The organism is Bradyrhizobium sp. SZCCHNS3016 (assembly GCF_032484535.1).
GTDB lineage: Bacteria > Pseudomonadota > Alphaproteobacteria > Rhizobiales > Xanthobacteraceae > Bradyrhizobium.
In genome coordinates this window covers 588,779-609,123 of sequence record NZ_JAUETE010000002.1, presented here as the reverse complement: position 1 = coordinate 609,123, position 20,345 = coordinate 588,779, and the positions used below count along the sequence as shown (strand labels likewise).

At 65.6% G+C, this 20,345-nt stretch carries 4 protein-coding genes; 2 read left to right on the top strand and 2 right to left on the bottom strand.

Annotated elements, in window-relative coordinates; translation table 11 throughout:
- Nucleotides 1-335: 335 nt before the first annotated feature.
- Nucleotides 336-15,395 carry a VCBS domain-containing protein gene (locus QW881_RS06945; protein WP_315754110.1) on the top strand — a complete coding sequence of 5,020 codons (15,060 nt, stop codon included), beginning with the start codon at nt 336-338 and terminating at the stop codon, nt 15,393-15,395.
- 88 nt (nt 15,396-15,483) lie between these two features.
- Here QW881_RS06945 and QW881_RS06940 read toward each other — a convergent pair whose 3' ends face one another.
- Nucleotides 15,484-15,975 carry a hypothetical protein gene (locus QW881_RS06940; RefSeq protein WP_409998951.1) on the bottom strand — a complete coding sequence of 164 codons (492 nt, stop codon included), beginning with the start codon at nt 15,973-15,975 and terminating at the stop codon, nt 15,484-15,486.
- Nucleotides 15,976-16,189: 214 nt separating this feature from the next.
- On the opposite strand from QW881_RS06940, the gene QW881_RS06935 reads away from it, so the two are divergent.
- On the top strand, nt 16,190-18,088 hold the full coding sequence (locus tag QW881_RS06935) for an acyltransferase family protein (protein WP_315754113.1): 1,899 nt from the start codon (nt 16,190-16,192) through the stop codon (nt 18,086-18,088).
- Between the two features lie 6 nt (nt 18,089-18,094).
- Here the strand turns inward: QW881_RS06935 and QW881_RS06930 are convergent, their stop codons facing one another.
- A complete protein-coding gene (locus QW881_RS06930; protein WP_315754115.1) occupies nt 18,095-19,984 on the bottom strand; it encodes an acyltransferase family protein in 1,890 nt (629 codons plus the stop codon).
- Nucleotides 19,985-20,345: the final 361 nt, after the last annotated feature.

Below are 20,345 nucleotides of genomic sequence, written 5' to 3'. Positions count from 1 at the left end.
ATTTCGGCCATTTCATGGCGCTCAGCTCATATTCACGACAGCGTGCGTGCTGTTCCGCAAGTATTGCGCGCGGAACAACTGCAGATCAGTAGTAATTCTCCAGGCCAAAACCCGATTTAATCTTGTCTTTCCGGCTGCGCCATGCGTAGCGCGGAAGCATAGGCGCGGACTAATTTACCTTCATAAATGCCGCTGCACTTGACTGCATTTACCCAAAGTCCCTAAAGTCTGATTAACAAGAACCGGTAATATTGACCCGTATTCTCGTTTAATAATAGTTTAACGATAGAAATGGGAGCGCCACCAAAGCGCCCCATATTTGGAGGTTTTGGCGCATGAATGCTCCTGTCCTGCTGGCCCAGTTGACCGGCACGTCCTCGCAGCCATCCAGCGCCTCTGCAAAGCACCTCAAGATCGGCAAACCGCCGGGCAACCAAGCCATTACGGTTCATCTCGACGGTCAGAGCCAGATCGATTTCAGCGACATCGCCAGCGAGCGGCTGACCTTCGTCAAGATAGGCAACCGCCTCATCATCCTGTTCGACAATCAGTCGACGGTGTCCATCGACCCGGTTTTCGATACCAACGGCGCCCCGCTGAAGGACGTCAGCTTCGAGGTCGGCCCCGACCGAATCATCAATGGCGATCAGTTCGCCGAGCTGTTTCCCATCACCACCGACCAGTCGGTGCTGCCCGCCGCGGGAACGCCCGGTGCGCCGGGCGTGCCTGCCGGAGCGAACTTCGGGACTTTCAAGATCGATGCGCTGATCGGCGGCACGCCGCTTGGGCTGCTGGGAGCCGAGGACACCACCACCAAATTCGGCGACAATCCGGTCACGCCGAATCCGACGCCGATTGCCGGCGTCGCCGACAGCGTGGTGCTCAATGAGGACGGCCTGTCCGAAGGCCGGCCCGGCGGCAGCGGCGACATCGGCGGCGTGGCGACGAGCTTTACCGGTTCGCTGAACGTCGACTTCGGCACCGACGTGATCGGCCGCGCCTTTGCGTTTGCGGCGTCACAGCCTGGTCTTGCCGGGCTGACGTCCGGCGGCCAGGAGGTGCATTTTGCGATCACCACCGTCAACGGCCAGCCGGAGCTGATCGGCTATATCGGCAGTGATCCCTCGATCGTCGCCAACCAGGTCTTCACCGTCACGCTCGACGCCAACTCGACGATCGCGGGGACCTATACGGTCACGCTGCTGCAGCCGCTCGATCATCCGGTCTTCGGCACCGAAGACACGCTGAACCTCACCATCAACGTCATCGCCATCGACGGCAGCGGCGACACCGCGCCGGTGACGATCGTGATCGGCGTCAACGACGATTCGCCGGTCGCCGGCACCGTCGAGGCGATCAATGTCGCCGAGCACACCGGCGGCGCCAGTGAAGGCGGCGGCGAGAGCGAGCTCGTCGCCAAGGTCGTGGGCGGCGACGGCTTCGAGCCGACCACGGCGAGCGTGGATCTCCACATCGGCTGGGGCGCCGACAACGGCAACAGCAAGGTCGATGGCGGCTCCAACGGAACCGTGGTCGACGGCGACCGCTCGCTGGTGTTCGACGCGTCCGAGATCGCGACCTTGCAGGCGCTGGGCCTGACCTCGAACGGCGAGGCCATCTCCTACACGCTGTCGGCCAACGGCACCGAGATCATCGCGACCGCAGGTGAGGGTGAGGGCGCGCGCACCATCTTCACCGTGTCGCTGTCCGACACCGGCTCCGGCAGCGCCACCTTCACCCTGTCCGACAATATCGACCACAACGGCGCCAACGACGCGTCGCTGCCGCTGACCTTCAAGGTGGTCGCGACCGACGCCGACGGCGACCCCGTCAACAGCGCCTTCACCGTCAATGTCGCCGATGACGGCCCGAGCTTCGGCGAGAAGCCGAGCTATTCGGTGGTCGACGAAGACGGTCTCGGCAATGCCGGCAACAGCTACGCCGATGGCAGCGACGCCTATGGCGAAGACCTGACGGTCACCGATACGCTCGGAATCCGCTGGGGCTCCGACGACGCCAACAACAATGTCGACGGCGGCATCAACGCAACGCCGGTCAACGGCGACCGCGCCGTCACCTTCGCCGCAAACGTGGTGGCCTCGCTCGAGGCGCAGGATCTGACCTCCGACGGCTTTGCCCTGCGCTACGAAGTGTCGGGGAACGGCACCGTACTGACCGCCTATCGCTATGATGCCGCGCACGAGACCTATGTCGATGCCAACGGCAAGCCGCTGGAAGGCGAGGGGCTGTCGGGCGCCGTGGTGTTCACGGTGTCGCTGTCCGACCAGGGTCATGGCTCCTATACCTTCGCGCTGTCGGGCAACCTGGATCACCCGGTGCACGGCACCGAGGATGACATCACCCTCAACATCGGTTTCGTCGCCACCGATTCCGATGGCGATGCGATCACCGACACCTTCACGGTGAAGGTCAATGACGACGCCCCGAGCTTCGGCGAGAAGCCGAGCTATTCGGTGGTCGACGAGGACGGCCTCGGCAACGCCGGCAACAGCTACAAGGATGACGGCGACGCCTATGGCGAAGACCTGAAGGTCACCGATACGCTCGGCATTCGCTGGGGCGCCGACAGCGCCAACAGCCATGTCGATGGCGGCATCGATGGCACGCCGGTCAATGGCGACCGCGCCGTGACCTTCGCGGCCGACGTGGTCGCGACGCTCGACGCCCAGAATCTCACCTCGAACGGCTTCGGTCTCACCTACCTCGTGTCCGACAACGGAACGCTGCTCACGGCCTATCGCTACGACGCCGAGCATGAGACCTATGTCGGCGCCGACGGCAAGCCGGCGGACTCGGCCGGCGCGACGGTGTTCACGGTGTCGCTGTCCGATCAGGACCGCGGCTCATACACGTTCGAGCTGAAGGGCAATCTCGATCACCCGGTGCACGGCACCGAGGACGACATCACGCTCAACATCGGCTTCGTCGCCACGGATTCCGACGGTGACGCGGTGACCGACAGCTTCACCCTGAAAGTCAACGACGACGCGCCGGTGTTCGGCGATGCGCCGAGCGCCGGTGTGGTCGACGAGGACGGTCTCGGCAATGCCGGCGACAGCTACGTGGAAGGCAGCGACGTCGCCGGCGCCGATCTGACGGTGACCAAGACGCTCGCCATCCTGTGGGGCGCCGATAGCGCCAACAGCCATGTCGACGGCGGCATTGATGGCGCGTCGGTCAAGGGCGATCGCGCCGTCACTTTCGCCGCGGACACGGTTCCCTCGCTCGAGGAGCTGGGGCTGACGTCGAACGGGATTGCGCTGAGCTATCACGTCTCCGAGAACGGCACGCTGCTGACGGCCTATCGCTACGACGCCGCCCACGAGACCTATGTCGACGCGAACGGTAAGCCGACGGAGGACCTCGCCAGCGCCACGGTGTTCACCGTTTCGCTGTCGGATCAGGACAACGGCTCCTACACCTTCAACCTCACCGGCAATCTCGACCACTCGGTCCGCGGCAGCGAGGATAATCAAGGGCTGTATTTCGGCTTTGTCGCCACCGATTCCGACGGCGACGCAATCCACGGCAGCTTCAATGTCGAGGTCAACGACGACGCCCCGGTGTTTGGCGAGCGCGTCAGCTACTCCGTGGTCGACGAGGATGGTCTCGGCAATCCCGGCAATTCCTACGCGGATGGCAACGACGCTGCGGGCGCCAATCTGACGGTGACCGACTTCCTCGGCATCCGTTGGGGCGTCGACAGCGCCAACAGCCATGTCGACGGCGGCATCAACGGTGCGCCGGTCAACGGCGACCGCGCCGTCACCTTCGCCTCCGACGTGATCTCGACGCTCACCGGCCAGCATCTGACCTCGAACGGCGTCGCGCTGACCTACACCGTGTCCGCCGGCGGCACGATGCTGACCGCCTACCGCTACGATGAAGCGCATCAGACCTACGTCGACGGCGAGGGCCATGCCACCGGTGATCCGGCCACGGCTGCGGTGTTCACGGTGTCGCTGTCCGACCAGGGGCAGGGGTCCTACAGCTTCACGCTGATCGACAATATCGATCATCCGGCCCACAACACCGAGGACGACGTCACGCTCACCCTCGGCTTCGTCGCCACGGATTCGGATGGCGATGCGGTCTCCGACACCTTCAAGGTCAAGATCAACGACGACGCGCCGGTGCTGAACCGGGAGATTGCGACCGGCGTGGTCGATGAGGACGGGCTAGCCACCGGGCTCGCCGGCGGACCTAGCGACGTTCCCGGCCAGAATACGGTTGCAACGGGCGATCTCGGCATCTCCTGGGGCAGCGACAGCGCCAACAATCTCGGCAATGTTGGGATCACCGGTGCGTCATCGGTGAACGGCGACCGCGCCGTCACCTTCGCATCCGACGCCACCACCACGCTCGCCGCGCAGCACCTGACCTCGAACGGCGTCGCGTTGACCTACGGCGTCAGCGAAGGCGGCACGTTGATCACGGCCTACCGCTTCGACGGACAGCACTACATCGACGGCAACGGCAACTGGACCAGCAACAAGGCCAATGCCGCCGTGTTCACTGTGAAGCTGTCCGACCTCGATTCCGGTTCCTACAGCTTCACGCTGCTCGACAATCTCGATCACCCGGTGCCCAACACCGAGGACAGCATCGCCCTGACGCTGAAATACGTCGCCACCGATTCCGACGGCGATCAGGTCAGCGGCACGTTCAAGGTCAGCGTCAACGACGACAGCCCGGAGGCGCATACCGGGACGGCCAAGAGCATCAACGAAGCTAATCTCAACGCTGGCGGTGGCGATTGCGGCCCCGATTTCGGCGGTCACGATTTCGGCGGCCACGATGGCAGCAGCCGCGATCCTCAGGTGACCGGCGCGCTCAACATCAAATGGGGTGCCGACAACAACGACGGCGGCGCCGCCGATCGCTCGGTCCGCTTCGCCAACACGTCCAACGCTGCCGCCGACGTCCATGTGACCAACGGCAGCGATGTCGGCCTCAGCGGCCTGACCTCGGACGGTCAGCAGGTGAAATACGCCCTCGATCATGGCGTGCTGGTCGGCTACACCGGCAACAGCCTCAATTTCGGGCAGCGCGTGTTCGAAGTCTCGCTCGATGACGACGGCACCGGCACCTACACCTTCAAGCTGCTCGGCAATCTCGATCATCCGGCCGGGCAGGGCAGCAACGTCGTCAAGCTGACGTTCGACTACACCGCGACCGATTCCGACGGCGATTCGAGCAGCAGCACGTTCACCGTCACCGTGGTCGACGACGTCCCGACGATCGGGCACGCCGAGAGCGAGACCGTCAGCGAAGCCAACCTTCCGACCGATCTCTACGACGTCCTGTTCCCGGATTCGCCGTACTCCACCGTGCAGACCGGCCGCCTCGCGATTTCCTGGGGCGCCGACGACAATGATTCCGGCGCGACCAACAACCGCTCGGTGGCGTTCTTCGACACGACCGCACCGGAAGGGCTGACGTCCAACGGCTATACGGTGAGCTATGTGGTCTCGACCGACGGCACCACGCTGAGCGCGGTCACCACCGATCACCGCACCGTTTTCATCGTCACGCTGAGCGATGACGGCGACGGCAGCTACAAGTTCACGCTGCTCGACAACCTCGACCATGGCAAGTCGGGCACCGACAGCCTGGCGCTGAGCTTCGGCTTCAAGGCCACCGATTCCGACGGCGACAGCGCCGCGAGCAGCTTCACGGTGGCGGTGACGGACGACGTGCCGACCGTCGGCTGCGCCGAGGACGAGACCGTCAGCGAGGCCAACCTGCCGACCGACGGCTACGACACCAGCCATCCGGATGCATCGAACTCGACGGTCCAGACCGGCAGCCTCGACATCTCCTGGGGGGCCGACGACAACAATGCGGGTGTCGGGCACAACCGCGCGGTGGCCTTCACGACCGCCGCCGGCGCCACGGGCCTGACCTCCGACGGCTCGGCGATCAGCTACACCATCTCCGGCGACGGCACCTTGCTGACGGCGGTCACCGCGGATCACCGCACCGTCTTCACCATCCAGCTGTCCGACAGCGGCGATGGCAGCTACAAGTTCACGCTGTACGACAACATCGACCACCCGGCGTCCGGCCAGAACGACGACAGCCTGCCGCTGACGTTCGGCTTCAAGGCCACGGATTCCGACGGCGACAGCGTCACCAGCAGCTTCAAGGTCACGGTGCTCGACACCACGCCGGTCGCTGCGGCCGGCGACGCCAAGACCGTCGATGAGGACGATCTGCCGAGCGGTACCGATTCCTCCAAGGAGTCGACCGCGGTCAGCGGCGACCTCAACATCAGCTGGGGCTCCGACGACAACAACAAGACCTCGGGCGGCGGGCTCGGCGACCGCTCGGTCACCTTCCGCTACACGAGCGCAGGGGCGAATGTCGACGCCGAGGACAGCGCAGGCCGCAACCTGGCGCTGACGTCGGACGGCCAGACGGTGAAGTACAGCTTCGAGAATGGCGTGCTGGTCGGCTACACCGGCAGCGATCTCGCCCACGGCACCCGCGTGTTCGAAGTGTCGCTGAGCGACCAGAACGACGGCTCCTACAGCTTCAAGCTGCTCGGCACTCTGGACCATCCCGCCGGCAGCGGCGAGAACATCGTCAAGCTGTCGTTCAGCTTCACGGCGACCGATGGCGACGGCGACACGTCCAGCAACAGCTTCACCGTCTCGGTCAAGGACGACGTGCCGGTGCTCGGTTCGCCGACCACCGCGACGCTGACCGAGAACACCACCGGCTCTGCTGGCGCGGAGGTGTTTCAGACCCAGACCGCGGCCGATGTCGCGCTCAACATCAATTGGGGTGCCGACGACAACAATTCGGGCGCGGCCAATCGCAGCGTCGCATTCGATAGCGCGATCCATACCGGCGACGTGGTCAAGACCACCGGCGCAGGCAGCCCGACGCTGACGTCGAACGGCACGGCGGTGCAGTTCATCCGCGTGTCGGACACCGAGATCTGGGGCGTCGCCAACGACAATGGTGGCCAGCTCACGACGAATGACCGCAAGGTGTTCCACATCACGCTGTCCGACGACGGCTCCGGCAGCTACACCTTCGAGCTCCTGGACAATGTCGATCACGTCGGCTCGGGCCAGACCAATGCACTGTCGCTGAAGCTCGGCTTCACCGCGACCGATGCCGATGGCGATACCGCCTCCGGCGGCAACTTCACCGTCACCATCAATGACGACAACGGCCGGCCCGCCATCGGCACGGCTGATGCCGGGACCGTCGACGAGGATGGGCTTTCCGGCGGCAACACCGGAGCGGCCACCGGCGACGTCGCCGGTGCCAATGTCACGGCCAACGGCTCGCTGGCGATCTCCTGGGGCGCCGACGACAACAACAGCGGCAGCGTGAACCGCGCGGTCGCGTTCAGTGGCATCACCAACGGCCAGAACGCCACTTCGGACGCGGGCTCGCTGACGGTCGAGGGCGTCCAGGTCAAGCTCTGGGTCGTCGGCAATACGGTCTATGGCTACACCGGCAGCAATCCGACCAACGGCAACCCGCCGTCGGCGGCCAGCCAGGTGTTCAAGGTCTCGCTCGATGATTCCGGTGCAGGCAGCTACAGCTTCACGCTGCTGAAGCACGTCGATCATCCGGCCGGCCAGAACGAGAACGACGTCAAGCTGACCTTCGGCTTCACCGCCACCGATGCGGATGGCGACAGCGCCAGCTCGTCATTCGCCGTGACGATCGACGACGACACCCCCGTCGCGACCGCGACGGTGTTGAGAGCGGCAGTCTACGAGAGCGAGCTGCCAAACGGAACGGTGGTGACCGCGACCGGCAACCATGGCGGCGACCTCAACGGCGACGGCAACGGCAACGATTCCTACTTCACCGGCAATCTGAGCTCGCTGGTGTCGTTCGGCGCCGACAGGCCCGGCACCTATACGGTCGAGAAGACCAACCTCGCGCCCGAGCTGCTGTCGCTGACGTCGGGCGGCGTGGCGCTGACCTACAGCATGGGGGTCGACAACACGCTGATCGCCAAGGCGGGCAGCGTCACGATCTTCGAGTTCCAGGTCGATGCCAACACCGGCCAGTATTCGTTCCGTCTGAAGGGCGCGCTGGACCACGTCGGCACCGGCCATGACAACACGCTGACGCTCGACCTGTCGACGGCGGTGACCGCCACCGATTCCGACGGCGACTCCGTTGCGCTGCACGATCAGATCATCATCACCGTCAACGATGACAGCCCGCAGTCGCAGGACGTCGACACCGTCGCGATCTCGGAGGCAGCCGGCAGCGTCTCGACCGGCGCGGTCGATCTGCGCATCACCTATGGAGCCGATGGCGACAGCTCCGGTCCGTCGGTGACCTTCCTCGGCGCGTCGCCGGTGCGCGCCTACGATGCGGCCAACCACCAGCTCTCCGGGCTGACCTCGCTCGGCTTCGGTCTGACCTACGTCATGTCGGCCGATCACACCACGCTGACCGCCTATCGCATGAGCGGTGGCAGCTACATCGGCCAGAATGGCTTGGTGACCGGCAACGCGGCTGATGCCGCGGTCTTCACGGTGACGCTGTCGGAGGCCGGCACCGGTTCCTACAATTTCACCTTGCTGCAGCCGCTCGATCACCCCGCGCCGATCGGGACCTCGAGCGCCGCCGACCAGTATCTCGACATCAATTTCGCCTTCGCGGTCGAGGACCGCGACCATGACGTCTTCACCAACAATTTCACCGTCCGGGTCGATGCTGCCGGCACGGTGACGACGACTCGCTATGACGCGCCGAACTCGCCTGTGTTCATCAATCTCGGCGACAGCTCGGCGACGGTCCTCGGCGAGACGGTCGGGGCTCACAGCGTGACCGACCGCGCCGCGGTGACCGACAAGGTGGTCGGCACCGACAAGCTCGGCGGCGTGACCGAGGCCCACGGCTCAAATGCCGACGACATTCTGGTCGGCGGCAACGGCGTGGGCGGCGATGCCCTGTTTGGCGGCGCCGGCAACGACATCATCATCGGCGGAGGAGGTGGCGACCGGCTGTTCGGCGGCGCCGGCAACGACACCTTCCTCTACACGGTGGGCGACGGCAGCGACGTCATCGACGGCGGCTCGGAGTCTGGCACGACCTTTCCGAACTACGACGTGCTCGCGATCACGGGCGATGGAAATGCGCGCAATTTCACCATCGGCAAGACCTCGACCGGTACCGAGATCAATCCGACGCTGAACGATCCGTCCGCCAGCAACGCCACCGACATTCTGGTGCGCTATGACGGTCCGAACGGCGCGACCATCCGCGTCGACGAGATCGAGCGCATCACGATCACCGGCGGCACTGCCAGCGACACGGTGACGATCACCGATATCAGCGGCACCGCGATCGCGCCGTCGACCATCGTGTTCAACGGTGGCTCCGGCAACGACACGCTCGATCTCGCCCGGTTCGCGGGCAACACCAGCGTGGTGTCGGACGGCGGATCTGACACCGACACCGTGAAGTTCGGCTTCAAGTTCGCCGATGCGACCTACACCAAGGTGTTCGCGACGGACGGCGTGACGCTGATCGGCGTGCAGGTCACCCACAACGGCCTGACCGATACGTTCACGAATTACGAGAGCTTTGCCTTCACCGACGGCACCCGTTCGCTCACGGGCGTCTTCAACACGCCGCCGGTGGCTCGTGACGACGCGGTCCAGGCGAGTGAGGATAGCCCGCTCACCGTCAACGCGCTGCTCAGCCTGCTCAACAACGACACCGACGTCGACAACAATACCTTGACCGTCAGCGGCGTGTCGAACGCGACGCACGGCACCGTTTCGCTCTCCAACGGCAATCCGGTGTTCACGCCGGACAAGAACTTCTCGGGCGTTGCCGGCTTCGACTACACGGTCAGCGACGGCGATGGCGGCACTGCGACCGCGCATGTCACGGTCGACGTCGCACCGAAGGCGGACGCGCTGACGCTGGGCTTCATGGATCTCGGCCCGGCCTCGGGTGCCGAGGACACCACGATCAACCTGAAGCTCATCAGTGCCGCCGTCACCGACACCGACGGCTCCGAAAGCCTGCGGCTGCTTATTACAGGTTATCCGGCCGGCGCGACCTTCTCGGTCGGCCATGCCGGAACCGGCGCTGACGTCGGCAAGTGGGTGATCGATAGCGCCGCCGCGATCGCCGCGTTCGACAGCCATCCGCTGCAGGTCACGCCGCCCGCGAATTACAACGGCACGTTCTCGCTGTCGGTGGTCGCGGAGGTTACCGACCAGGCTACGTTGTCGGACGGCAACGTCCACACCGACGTCGTCAACACCGCACTGCAGACGATCGATGTCACGGTGACCCCGGTCAACGACGCGCCGCAGATCCATGCGCCGACGCACGTGACGACGAACGAGGATACGCCATTCGCCTTCACCGGCGCGAACGCGTTCTCCTTCTCCGATGCGGACGGCGATGTCGTCGAGTCCGTGAGGTTCGACATCTCCGGCGGCACGTTCGCGATCCCGTCTCTCGGCGTCTACAACGCCAGCCAGACGCTCTCGATGAGCGGATTCAAGATCAGCGACCTGAACACCTATCTGGCGTCGGCGGTGTTCACACCATCAGCCGACAACGACGCGACGGGATCGGTCACGATCACCATCAACGACAACGGCAATGTCGGCGGCGGCAATCTGAGCGCGACGCAGACGATCACGATCAACATCAACCCGATCGAGGATGCTCCCACGGCCGTGGATGACACGGCCAGTGTGAACGAGGACACGACGTTGACCGTGTCCGATCCGACGCAGGGCGTTCTGCACAACGACCGCGACCCGGACACCGGCGACACGCTGAGCGTGGTGGCGGGCGACTTCACGACGGCCAAGGGCGGCACGATTCACTTCAATGCCGACGGCACCTATGTCTACAAGCCCAAGGCCGACTTCTATGGCGCGGATACCGTGGATTACACGGTGCGTGATGCGGCCGGACAGACGGACATCGGCACGCTGACGATCAACGTGGTGCCGGTCAACGATGCACCGGAGATCCATGCCCCGACGCACGTGACCGCCGATGAAGGCGCGTCGTTCGCTTTCACTGGCGCGAACGCGATCACCTTCTCCGACGCGGACGGCAATGTCGTCGAGTCCCTGAGGTTCGACATCTCCGGCGGCACGCTGTCCATTCCGTCGCTCGGCGTCTTCAACGCCGAGCAGACGCTGGCGATGAGCGGGTTCAAGATCAACGATCTGAATACCTATCTGGCATCGGCGGTGTTCACGCCGAACAGCGACCACCCGGGGTCGGTCACGATCACCATCAACGACAACGGCAATGTCGGCGGCGGCAATCTGAGCGCCACCCAGACGGTCAGCGTCGAGGTCATCCCCGCCAACCACCCGCCGGTGGCGAACTCCGACACCCATGCGGTGCTCGAGGATGACACGCTCAACATCTCAGTTGCGAATGGCGTCATCCGCGGCTCGACCGGCGGCTCGGTGGCCGACAGCGACGTCGACAACCCCGTCAGCTCGCTCGTCGTGTCCGGCGTCGTGGCCGGCACCGGCAGCGTGACGCAGGGGGCGGGCGTCGGCACCTCGATCGAGGGCGCCTACGGCCATCTGACGTTGAATTCGGACGGCTCCTACACCTATGTCGCCGACAAGGCCGATGCGCTGGCGGCGGGCGTGCCCGCGGTGGACACCTTCACCTATACCGACAAGGATCCGTCGGGCGCGGTGTCGAACACGGCGACGCTCAAGATCACGGTCACCGGCGTCAACGACGCGGCCGTGATCAGCGGCGACGCCACCGGCACCATCGCCGAGGAGGGCGGCATCGCCAACAGCCAGAGCAGCCCGCTCTACGGCATCGCCCGCGGCGACCTCAATGCGACCGACGTCGACGGGCACAACGATGTGTGGCAGGCGACGTCCTCGAACACGGCCAACGGCTACGGCTGGTACGACATCGGCAGCGATGGCAGGTGGACCTACGGCATCTATAACAACGACCCGAGAATCCAGGCGCTGAAGGAAGGCGAGACCACGCTGACCGACAGCTTCACGGTCTACACGGAGGACGGCACCGCCAAGACGGTGACGATCCAGATCCTCGGCAACAATGACGCGCCGGTCCTGCAGAACGCGCTGACCGACCGCAGCTCGGCGGAAGATCAGCCGCTCAGCTTCACCATCCCGTCGAACACGTTTGCCGATGTCGATGGCCGCTTCGATGGCACCGCGAACCCGCTGACGCTGTCGGCGAACCTCAGCGACGGCAGCAACCTGCCGACGTGGTTGCACTTCGACGCCACGACCGGCACCTTCAGCGGCACCCCGCCGGCGAATTTCGCGGGCACGGTCAACGTCACGGTCTACGCCAGCGACGGCGAATATGCTGTCTCGGACGCCTTCACGCTGACCATCACGCCGGTCAATGACGGCGCTGCGAGCGTGACGGTGTCGGGCACGGCGACGCAGGGCCAGACGCTGACCGCCGATCTCGGCAGCGATCCGGATGGCGCCGCGTCGAACGTCGTCTATCACTGGCTGCGGGACGGCGCCGTTATCAACGGCGCAACGGGCTCGACCTACACGCTGGGGTCCAACGACGTCGGCCACAAGATCTCGGCCAACGTCAGCTATACCGACGGCCAGGGCTTTGCCGAGAACGTGACCAGCGGCCAGACCGGCTCGGTCACGGCGCCGAACCACGCGCCGACCTTCGGAGCCGGAACGACCACTGCAAGCGTCACCGAGGACGCCTCCTATGCGGCGCCGAGCGGCAACCTGATCCAGAACGGCTCGTTCGGCTACTACAACGGCAACTTCTACACGCTGGATGCGTGGACGGTCGGGGGCGCCCATGCCGTCACCGTCGTGGGCGGCCGCACCGACGGCGGCTCGGCCGACTTCTACGGCGCATCGAGCTCGATGAGTCAGACCATCAGCACCGTCGTCGGCATGACCTATACCGTCGACTTCTACGTGATGACCTACGGTACGGCCGTGACATCGGGTGTCGACGGAACGACCCTTCTGACGACGAGCGCCTGGAACTTTGGCTGGACGGAGCAGACCTACCAGTTCATGGCGACCTCGACGTCGACGACGATCAAGTTCGCGAGCGCAGGTGGTGCCGTCATCGACGACATCTCGGTGCAACCCAGCACGGTCGTGACACCGGGAGTGGAGCGGGCGTCCGGCGCGATCGCCTTCACCGACGTAGACGGCGATGCCCAGACCGTGACCTACACGACACCGGCCGGCAGCAACTACTACGGCTCGTTCAACGCCACGGTCGACAATACCGGCCACAAGGTGAACTGGACGTTCACCGTCAATGACGCCGACATCCAGTCGCTGCGCGCCAGCGACCATATCGATCAGACCTACACGGTGAAGATTGACGACGGTCACGGCGGGACGACGACGCAGACCGTCACCGTCACGGTGAACGGCGTCAACGATGCGGCGTCGATCGCGGGCGCGGCAAGCGGGGCGGTCAAGGAGGACGGCACGCTGACGGCCGGCGGGACCCTGACGGTTACCGACGTCGATAGCGGGGAAGCCCAGTTCCAGACGCCCGCTTCACTGGCGGGGACGTATGGCACCTTCACCTTCAACGCGGTGACCGGGGCCTGGGGCTATACGCTGAACAATTCGGCGGCCAACGTCCAGGCGCTCAACAATGGCGACGTCAAGCACGACACGCTGACCGTGAAGTCGGTCGACGGCACGGCCAGCCAGGTCATCGACGTGACCATCAACGGCACGAACGAGCCGGCGCCGTTGGCCGTCGTGGACACCACGAGCGCCGACGGACGCTACGCGCTGTCGCAGAACACCGACTCGCCGAACGTGATCAGCCTGAATGCGGCAACGCTGTTCTCAGGCGGAACGGGGACGGTCACCTACACCTACAGCCTCGTCTACAGCTCGACCGGCGACGACAGCTGGATCCATCGGACCGGAAACCAGTTCACCGGCGATCCGAGCAACAACGACGCGGGCCTGTACGTCTACAAGGTGACGGCGACCGATTCGGTGTCGTCTGTGTCGACCTATCTCGCCTTCAACGCGCTCGACAATGGTGCGCTCAATCTCACCATCAACTCGCTGTCGGACAAGTCGTGGGTGGTCGGCTCGGCCCCGTGGCTGTCCGGCTACAGTGCCAACGACGGCGACGCGATCACCGCCACTGTCGACAACCCGCTCGAGGCCAATGCCAACAACGGCTACGACGTGATGATCGGGTCGAGCGGCGGCAACAACTTCAACGGCGGCGCCGACGACGACGGCATCTACGGCCTCGGCGGCAACGACACGCTGCTCGGCGGCGCCGGCAACGACTATATCAACGGCGGCGCCGGCAATGACTCCATCCGGGGCGGCAGCGGCAACGACGTCGCCATCGGCGGCTCCGGCAACGACACCTTCTATTGGGGCGTCAACGACGGCGTCGACATCGTCGACGGCGGCATCGGCACCGACACGTTCGTCATCGAGGGGACGTCGTCGCAGGATCTGATCTATGTCACGGTTGCCGGCGGCGTGATCACCGACGTCAACGGAACCAAGCTCAGCAATATCGAGGCCGTGACCGCCGATCTCGGCAGCAGCAGCAGCGATACGCTGACCTACCTCACCAGCGAGGACGTGACGGTCAATCTCGGCGCCGGCACGGCCACCGGCTTCGGCTCGATCGCCAATATCGAGCGCGTGACCGGTGGCTCGGGCGACGACATCCTGATCGGCAGCAGTGCTGCCAACACGATCAATGGCGGCGACGGCGACGACATCATCCGCGGCGGTGGCGGCAACGACGCCATCGATGGCGGCGTCGGCATCGACCTGCTCGACTTCTCCGATGCGATGGCCGGCATCACCTTCACGCTGACGCAGAGCAGCAGCAACACCACCGGCCCGACCTTGTCCGGGATCGGCCAGGACACCTACAAGAACATGGAAGGCGTCATCGGCTCGGCCTATGACGACGTCATCAACGGTTCCTCGAGCAACGACGTCCTGATCGGCGGCGCCGGCTCGGATAAGCTGACCGGCAACGGCGGGTCCGACACGTTCAAGTGGAACGCCGGTGATCTCGCCGGCGGCGGGCTCGACACCATCCTGGATTTCCAGACCGGGACCTCCGGCGACGTCATCGACATCTCGGGCCTCTTGGCCAGCGTGTCCGGCAACCATGCCGACGCGGTGCGCTTCGTCGACAGCGGCGGGCACACCAGCCTGGCCTCGGCCAACGGCAGTGGCGTGCTGAACAACGGCGACCTGACGCTGCAGATCAACGCCGGCTCCGGCTGGACCAACGTCGCGACGATCAAGGACACCGGCGGCAACCTCACGGCCGGCGACGACGTGATCAAGATGATCATCGACAACAGCCACGCCCAGACGCAGGTCCACGTCTGATCCGGTCGGCTTGGGACAAGCAGAAGAAAAGGGCCGCCCATGAGGTGGCCCTTTTCTCATGGAGGCGGCGTCGCCGATGCGCTGCGGCTCAGATCTTCTGCCCCGCCGGCCCGACGCCGACGTTGATCATGATCCGCTGCACTTCGGTGCGGCCCTGCGGGAACTTGACCTCGAGCGTCACCGTGTCGGTGCCGGCGAAGTCGGCCTTCGACTGATAGAAGGCGATGAAGCCCGGCACTTCCAGGGCGAGGCACTGCTTGTAGTTGGTCGCGCTGACCTTGCCGCGCTTGATCGTGACGGTGCCGTTGCCGGGCGGCGACACCAGGCGGATGGCAGGAAGGGGCCCGGACGAGCAGTCGGGCTGGACGTTGAGATAGATCCCGACCTGGATCGGCTTGCCGGCGACGCCCTTGGCGTTGCGCTCGACCGTGGTCTGAGGGGGACCGGGCGCGGGAGCAGGCGCCTGGGCTTGCGCCGCGGCTGAGGTGGCCGCCACCAGCATCGCCGCGACAGCTATTCCCGCGAACGCTGCCCGCCATTCTCCTCGCAACAGTCCCGTCACCACCATCAGCCCCTGCATTGCCGCTCAGCGCCGCCAGATTGCCGCATTCGAGCAGGCGGTTCAACGGATTGCCGAACTTGCGGCCGACTTCAGCAATCCTTCTTCACGTCCGCCACGCCACCGCCGGCGCGACGTCATCGGATGGGTCCGATGACGTCATGACTGTTTCCCGCTGTTGCCATCCGTGTCTGCGCAACTCGTCCGCCTCGAGGGATGCGCGGAGTGGACGACATTGGAACGCAGTCATCGGGCTGACATCGATGCCCTCCGGGCGATCGCCGTCGTCATCGTCATTCTCTTCCATCTGAGGATCACCGGCTTCGAGGCCGGCTATGCCGGCGTCGACATCTTCTTCGTCATCTCCGGCTATCTCATCACCGGGCAGATCCTGCGCGACGTCGCCGCGCGGCGCTTCTCGCTGTCGGACTTCTATCTGCGGCGGGCACGGCGCATCCTGCCGGCGCTGGTTGTGACCATTGCGGCCACGTTCGCGGTCGGCTGGTTGTTCCTGTCGCCGGAGGCCCTGCGCCAGCTCGCCAAGGAGGCGACGCACGGGCTGCTCTCCATCGCCAACATCCAATATTGGCGCGAGGCCAGTGCCTATTTCGCGCCGAGCGCGGATCAGTTGCCGCTGCTGCATTTGTGGTCGCTGTCGGCGGAGGTTCAATTCTACGCGCTGGCGCCGCTGCTGCTGATGTGGCTCGGCACGCGCCGGCATGTGTTCCGTGCCATTGCGGCGATCGGGCTGTTGTCCCTTGCCGCGGCCGCACTCTTGTCATCGCGCGATCCGGACGCCGTGTTCTTCCTGACGCCGTTCCGGGTGTTCGAATTCGCGCTCGGCGCGCTCGCCATTCCGCTCGAGGCCCGCCTGGCAGCGTCGCCGCGCGCACGCGTCCTCGCCGCCGCCTGTGGCGACGTCGTCCTGGCCGGCAGCCTCCTCGTGATCGGCCGCTATCAGTCCCTTGCGGGCGTCGCCGCGCTGCTGCCATGCATCGCCACCGCCGTCATCATTGCGGCCAACGCGCCGACATCGCTGGTGATGGTCCGCCCGGTTCGCGTCGTCGGCGCCGCCTCCTATTCGCTCTATCTCGTGCACTGGCCCGTGATCTTCTTCGTCCGCTTCATCTTCGGCGATGCGGCGCAGACCGCGGCGGGACTGGCGGCGCAGCTCGCGCTGATGGCGGTGCTGACCACGCTGATGTTCGTCATCGTCGAGCGGCCGCTGCGGCGGCTGCCGTGGCCGAGGGTCGCGCAGGTGGCGAGCTTTGCGACCGTGCTCATCGTCGGTGCCGCGCTCACCCATGTGACGTTCCGCGCCAATGGCGTCGTGTCGCGGCTGCCCGACGACCAGCTCGCGCTGTTCCAGCTGCAGGGCTTCGGCCTCAACAAATGCGGCCGCACCTTCGGCCGTCTCTGCGCGTTCGGCGATCTCGACGGCACGCGCGGCGTCGAGCTGCTCGGCGATTCCTACGTCCAGCAATATGTCGCCGCGCTCGATGCGACGCTGAAGGCGCGCGGCATGATCGGGCACGTCTCCACCATGAGCGGATGTCCCACGCTCGCGGGGCTCACCGCGGAGGGACCTCGGGCCCAGGTGTGCGCAGAGTTGCGCGACAGCGAGCTGCCGCGGATCCGGCAGTCGCAGGCCGATTTCGTCGTGATCGGGCAGGCGTGGCAGCATTATCTCGATCTCGGCGATGGGCCGGCAGCGCAGGCCCGCAACGCCGCGGTCGCCGGTCATCTTGCCGAGACGATCCGTCTGCTCGACCGGCCGGGCCGGCATTTCCTCGTCGTCGGCGGCCAGGTCCGTCCGGTGAATTGCGCCTTCGATCAGTTGCGCATGCTGCCGGGGCCGCGCTGGCACGCGCCCGCCAAGCCGTGCGATGCCGTGCCGAAGAGCGAGGCGGTGGCGACCAACCGCATCATCGATGCCGTCCTGTCGGAGGCGATCAGGCCGTTGGCCAAGGTGACGCTGCTCAGGCCCTCGGAGGTCTATTGCGACCAGGATTGCCCGGTCGTGGAGGGTGGCGTGTGGCTGTTCCAGGATGCCGGCCATTTCACCGTGGCAGGGGCCCAGCGCATGGGCGAGCGCGCCGCGCCGGTGTTCGCGAGGTTCTTGTCGGACGATTAGGTGGCGCTATTCGCTATCGGTTGCGGCGCTTGCGGCCGCGGCCAATGCCGGCGACGCCGCGACGATCCGTGCGCCTGCGAGCTCCGAGCCCTGCGCCGTGAGGTGACCATCGTCCCAGGCGAGCGGTGCGCCGTCGGAGGTCTGGAGCACGCAATCTCCTGCCGGACACAGCAGCGCGAGCAGCGAAACGTATTCGGTCTGCGCCACGTCCGTCAGCAGCGTGCGCATGAAGTCGTCGACCTCGCCGAGCAGATCCAGCATGTGCCCGTCGGTACCGACGCCGAACCGCTTCGCCGCGATCAGCAGATGCGGCAGCGGACGATCGAATTGCGGGCTCGGCCCGACCACCACCACCTTGCTGCCGGTGTCCGCAATCGCCTTGATCGTGGCGAGCAGGCTCGCCTGTGCGGCCGGCGTCGTCGCGGTGCGCGTCCAATTGCCCGAGAGCACGACGATGTCGGGCGTGAGCTCGCGCACCAGCCGAGGCAGCCGGCGGTTGAAATTCGTGCAGGCGGCGGACTGGCCCGCTTCGGCGTGAGGGACGCATTGCGCAAGGCTGGCGCGCAGTAGCGAGGCCTGGGGCATGGCTCGCGTCAGGCCATGGATGAGGTGAGCGGCGTGACTGTCGCCCCACACCAGGATGCGCGGGCGCGGGCCTTTGGCAAGGCATGACGGCTGCAGCGCCTCGAACGTCTGGCCCGGATCGAGGAAGCAGGTGCCGCTCTCATAGACGGACTTATGATCGTAGCTGATGAATTCCGCTATCGCCCGCTCCCGCGGCGAGAAGCGGGCGGGAAAGCCGGCAAGTCCGATGATCGAGAGTGAGGCCAGCAGCACGACCGATGCGCTCGCGACCAGCGCGCGCGCCGTGATCGGCGACTGCGCGCGCCTCGCCGGCTGCTCGATCAGATAGAAGCTCGTCAGCGCCAGCACGGTGCAGGCTCCGAGCAGCGCCAGCTTGTCCGCGATCGAGCTCGGCGGACCCCAGACGGCCGTCGCCAGCGAGACGACGGGCCAGTGCCAGAGATAGAGCGAGTAGGACCACAGCCCGATCGCGATCATCGGTTTGACCGCGGTCAGCACGGCCTTGCTCGGGGTCGGATTGGCCCAGATCACGGCGGCGGCGCCGAGGCACGGCAGCAGCGCGGCCGTGCCGGGATAGGGCGTGTGCGGCGAGAACAGGTTGACGGCGGCGGCGAGTGCGGTCCAGCCCAGTGCTGCCACCGCAATCCTGAGCCGTTGGCTTTGCGGTGCCGGCAGGGCTTCCACGGCCAGCAGCGCGCCGAGCGCGAGCTCCCAGACCCGGGCCGGCAACAGAAAGAACGCGGCGGCGGGTTGCAGCCGGGTCTGGATCACACAGAGCAGGAACGAGGTCGCGCAGACCGCGGCGAAGCTCGCAAGCATCAGCGACCGCCGCAGCGCGAAGGCGGCGAGCGCCAGCGTGGGGAACAGCAGATAGTACTGCTCCTCGACCCCGAGCGACCAGGTGTGCAGCAGCGGCTTGGTGATGGCGGCGGCGTCGAAATAGCCCTGCTGCGACCACTGCAGGATGTTGGAGCAGAAGACGAGGACGGCCAGCGCTTGGTGCGCCACGGACACTGCATCTCGCGGCAACAGGATCACGCTGGCGCCGAGCAGGGTGACGCACAGCATCGCGAGGGCGGCGGGCAGGATGCGCCGGGCACGGCGCCGGTAGAACGCCGCGAACGAGAACGTTCCGGTCCGCACCTCCGCATGAATGATCCGCGTGATGAGGAAGCCCGAGATGACGAAGAAGATGTCGACGCCGACATAGCCGCTGCGAAACGGCGAGATGTCGTAGTGGAACGCGATCACCGAGATCACTGCGAAGCCGCGCAGGCAGTCGATGTCGGGACGATAGTCGGTTGCGCTCAATGGGTCTGTCCGGACGCTCGCATCTGGCGGCGGCCGTCAATGCCCAACGGTCGCCGCACGCGGGTGACCCTGTTAGGCTCCGATTGCAACCGCATTGAGGGATTCCTGCGGCACGGTTGATCGTGCAAACAGGACACAATGCCATCGAATTGACATCGCAGCGGGAATCCGCGGCTTGCCTTCACAGACTTGCCTCAATGGCGTGATGGCCTTGTCGGAGTTCATGCGTCGAGCGAGCGTGTCATGCGTACATTGGGGCGGAAGGCCGGCCGGGCCGGATTGTTGTGCGGCGTTGTTCTATTTCAGATTGCAGTTGGCGGTTCGCTTGCGCGAAGCGCCGAGCCGGGTGGCTCCTCACCAT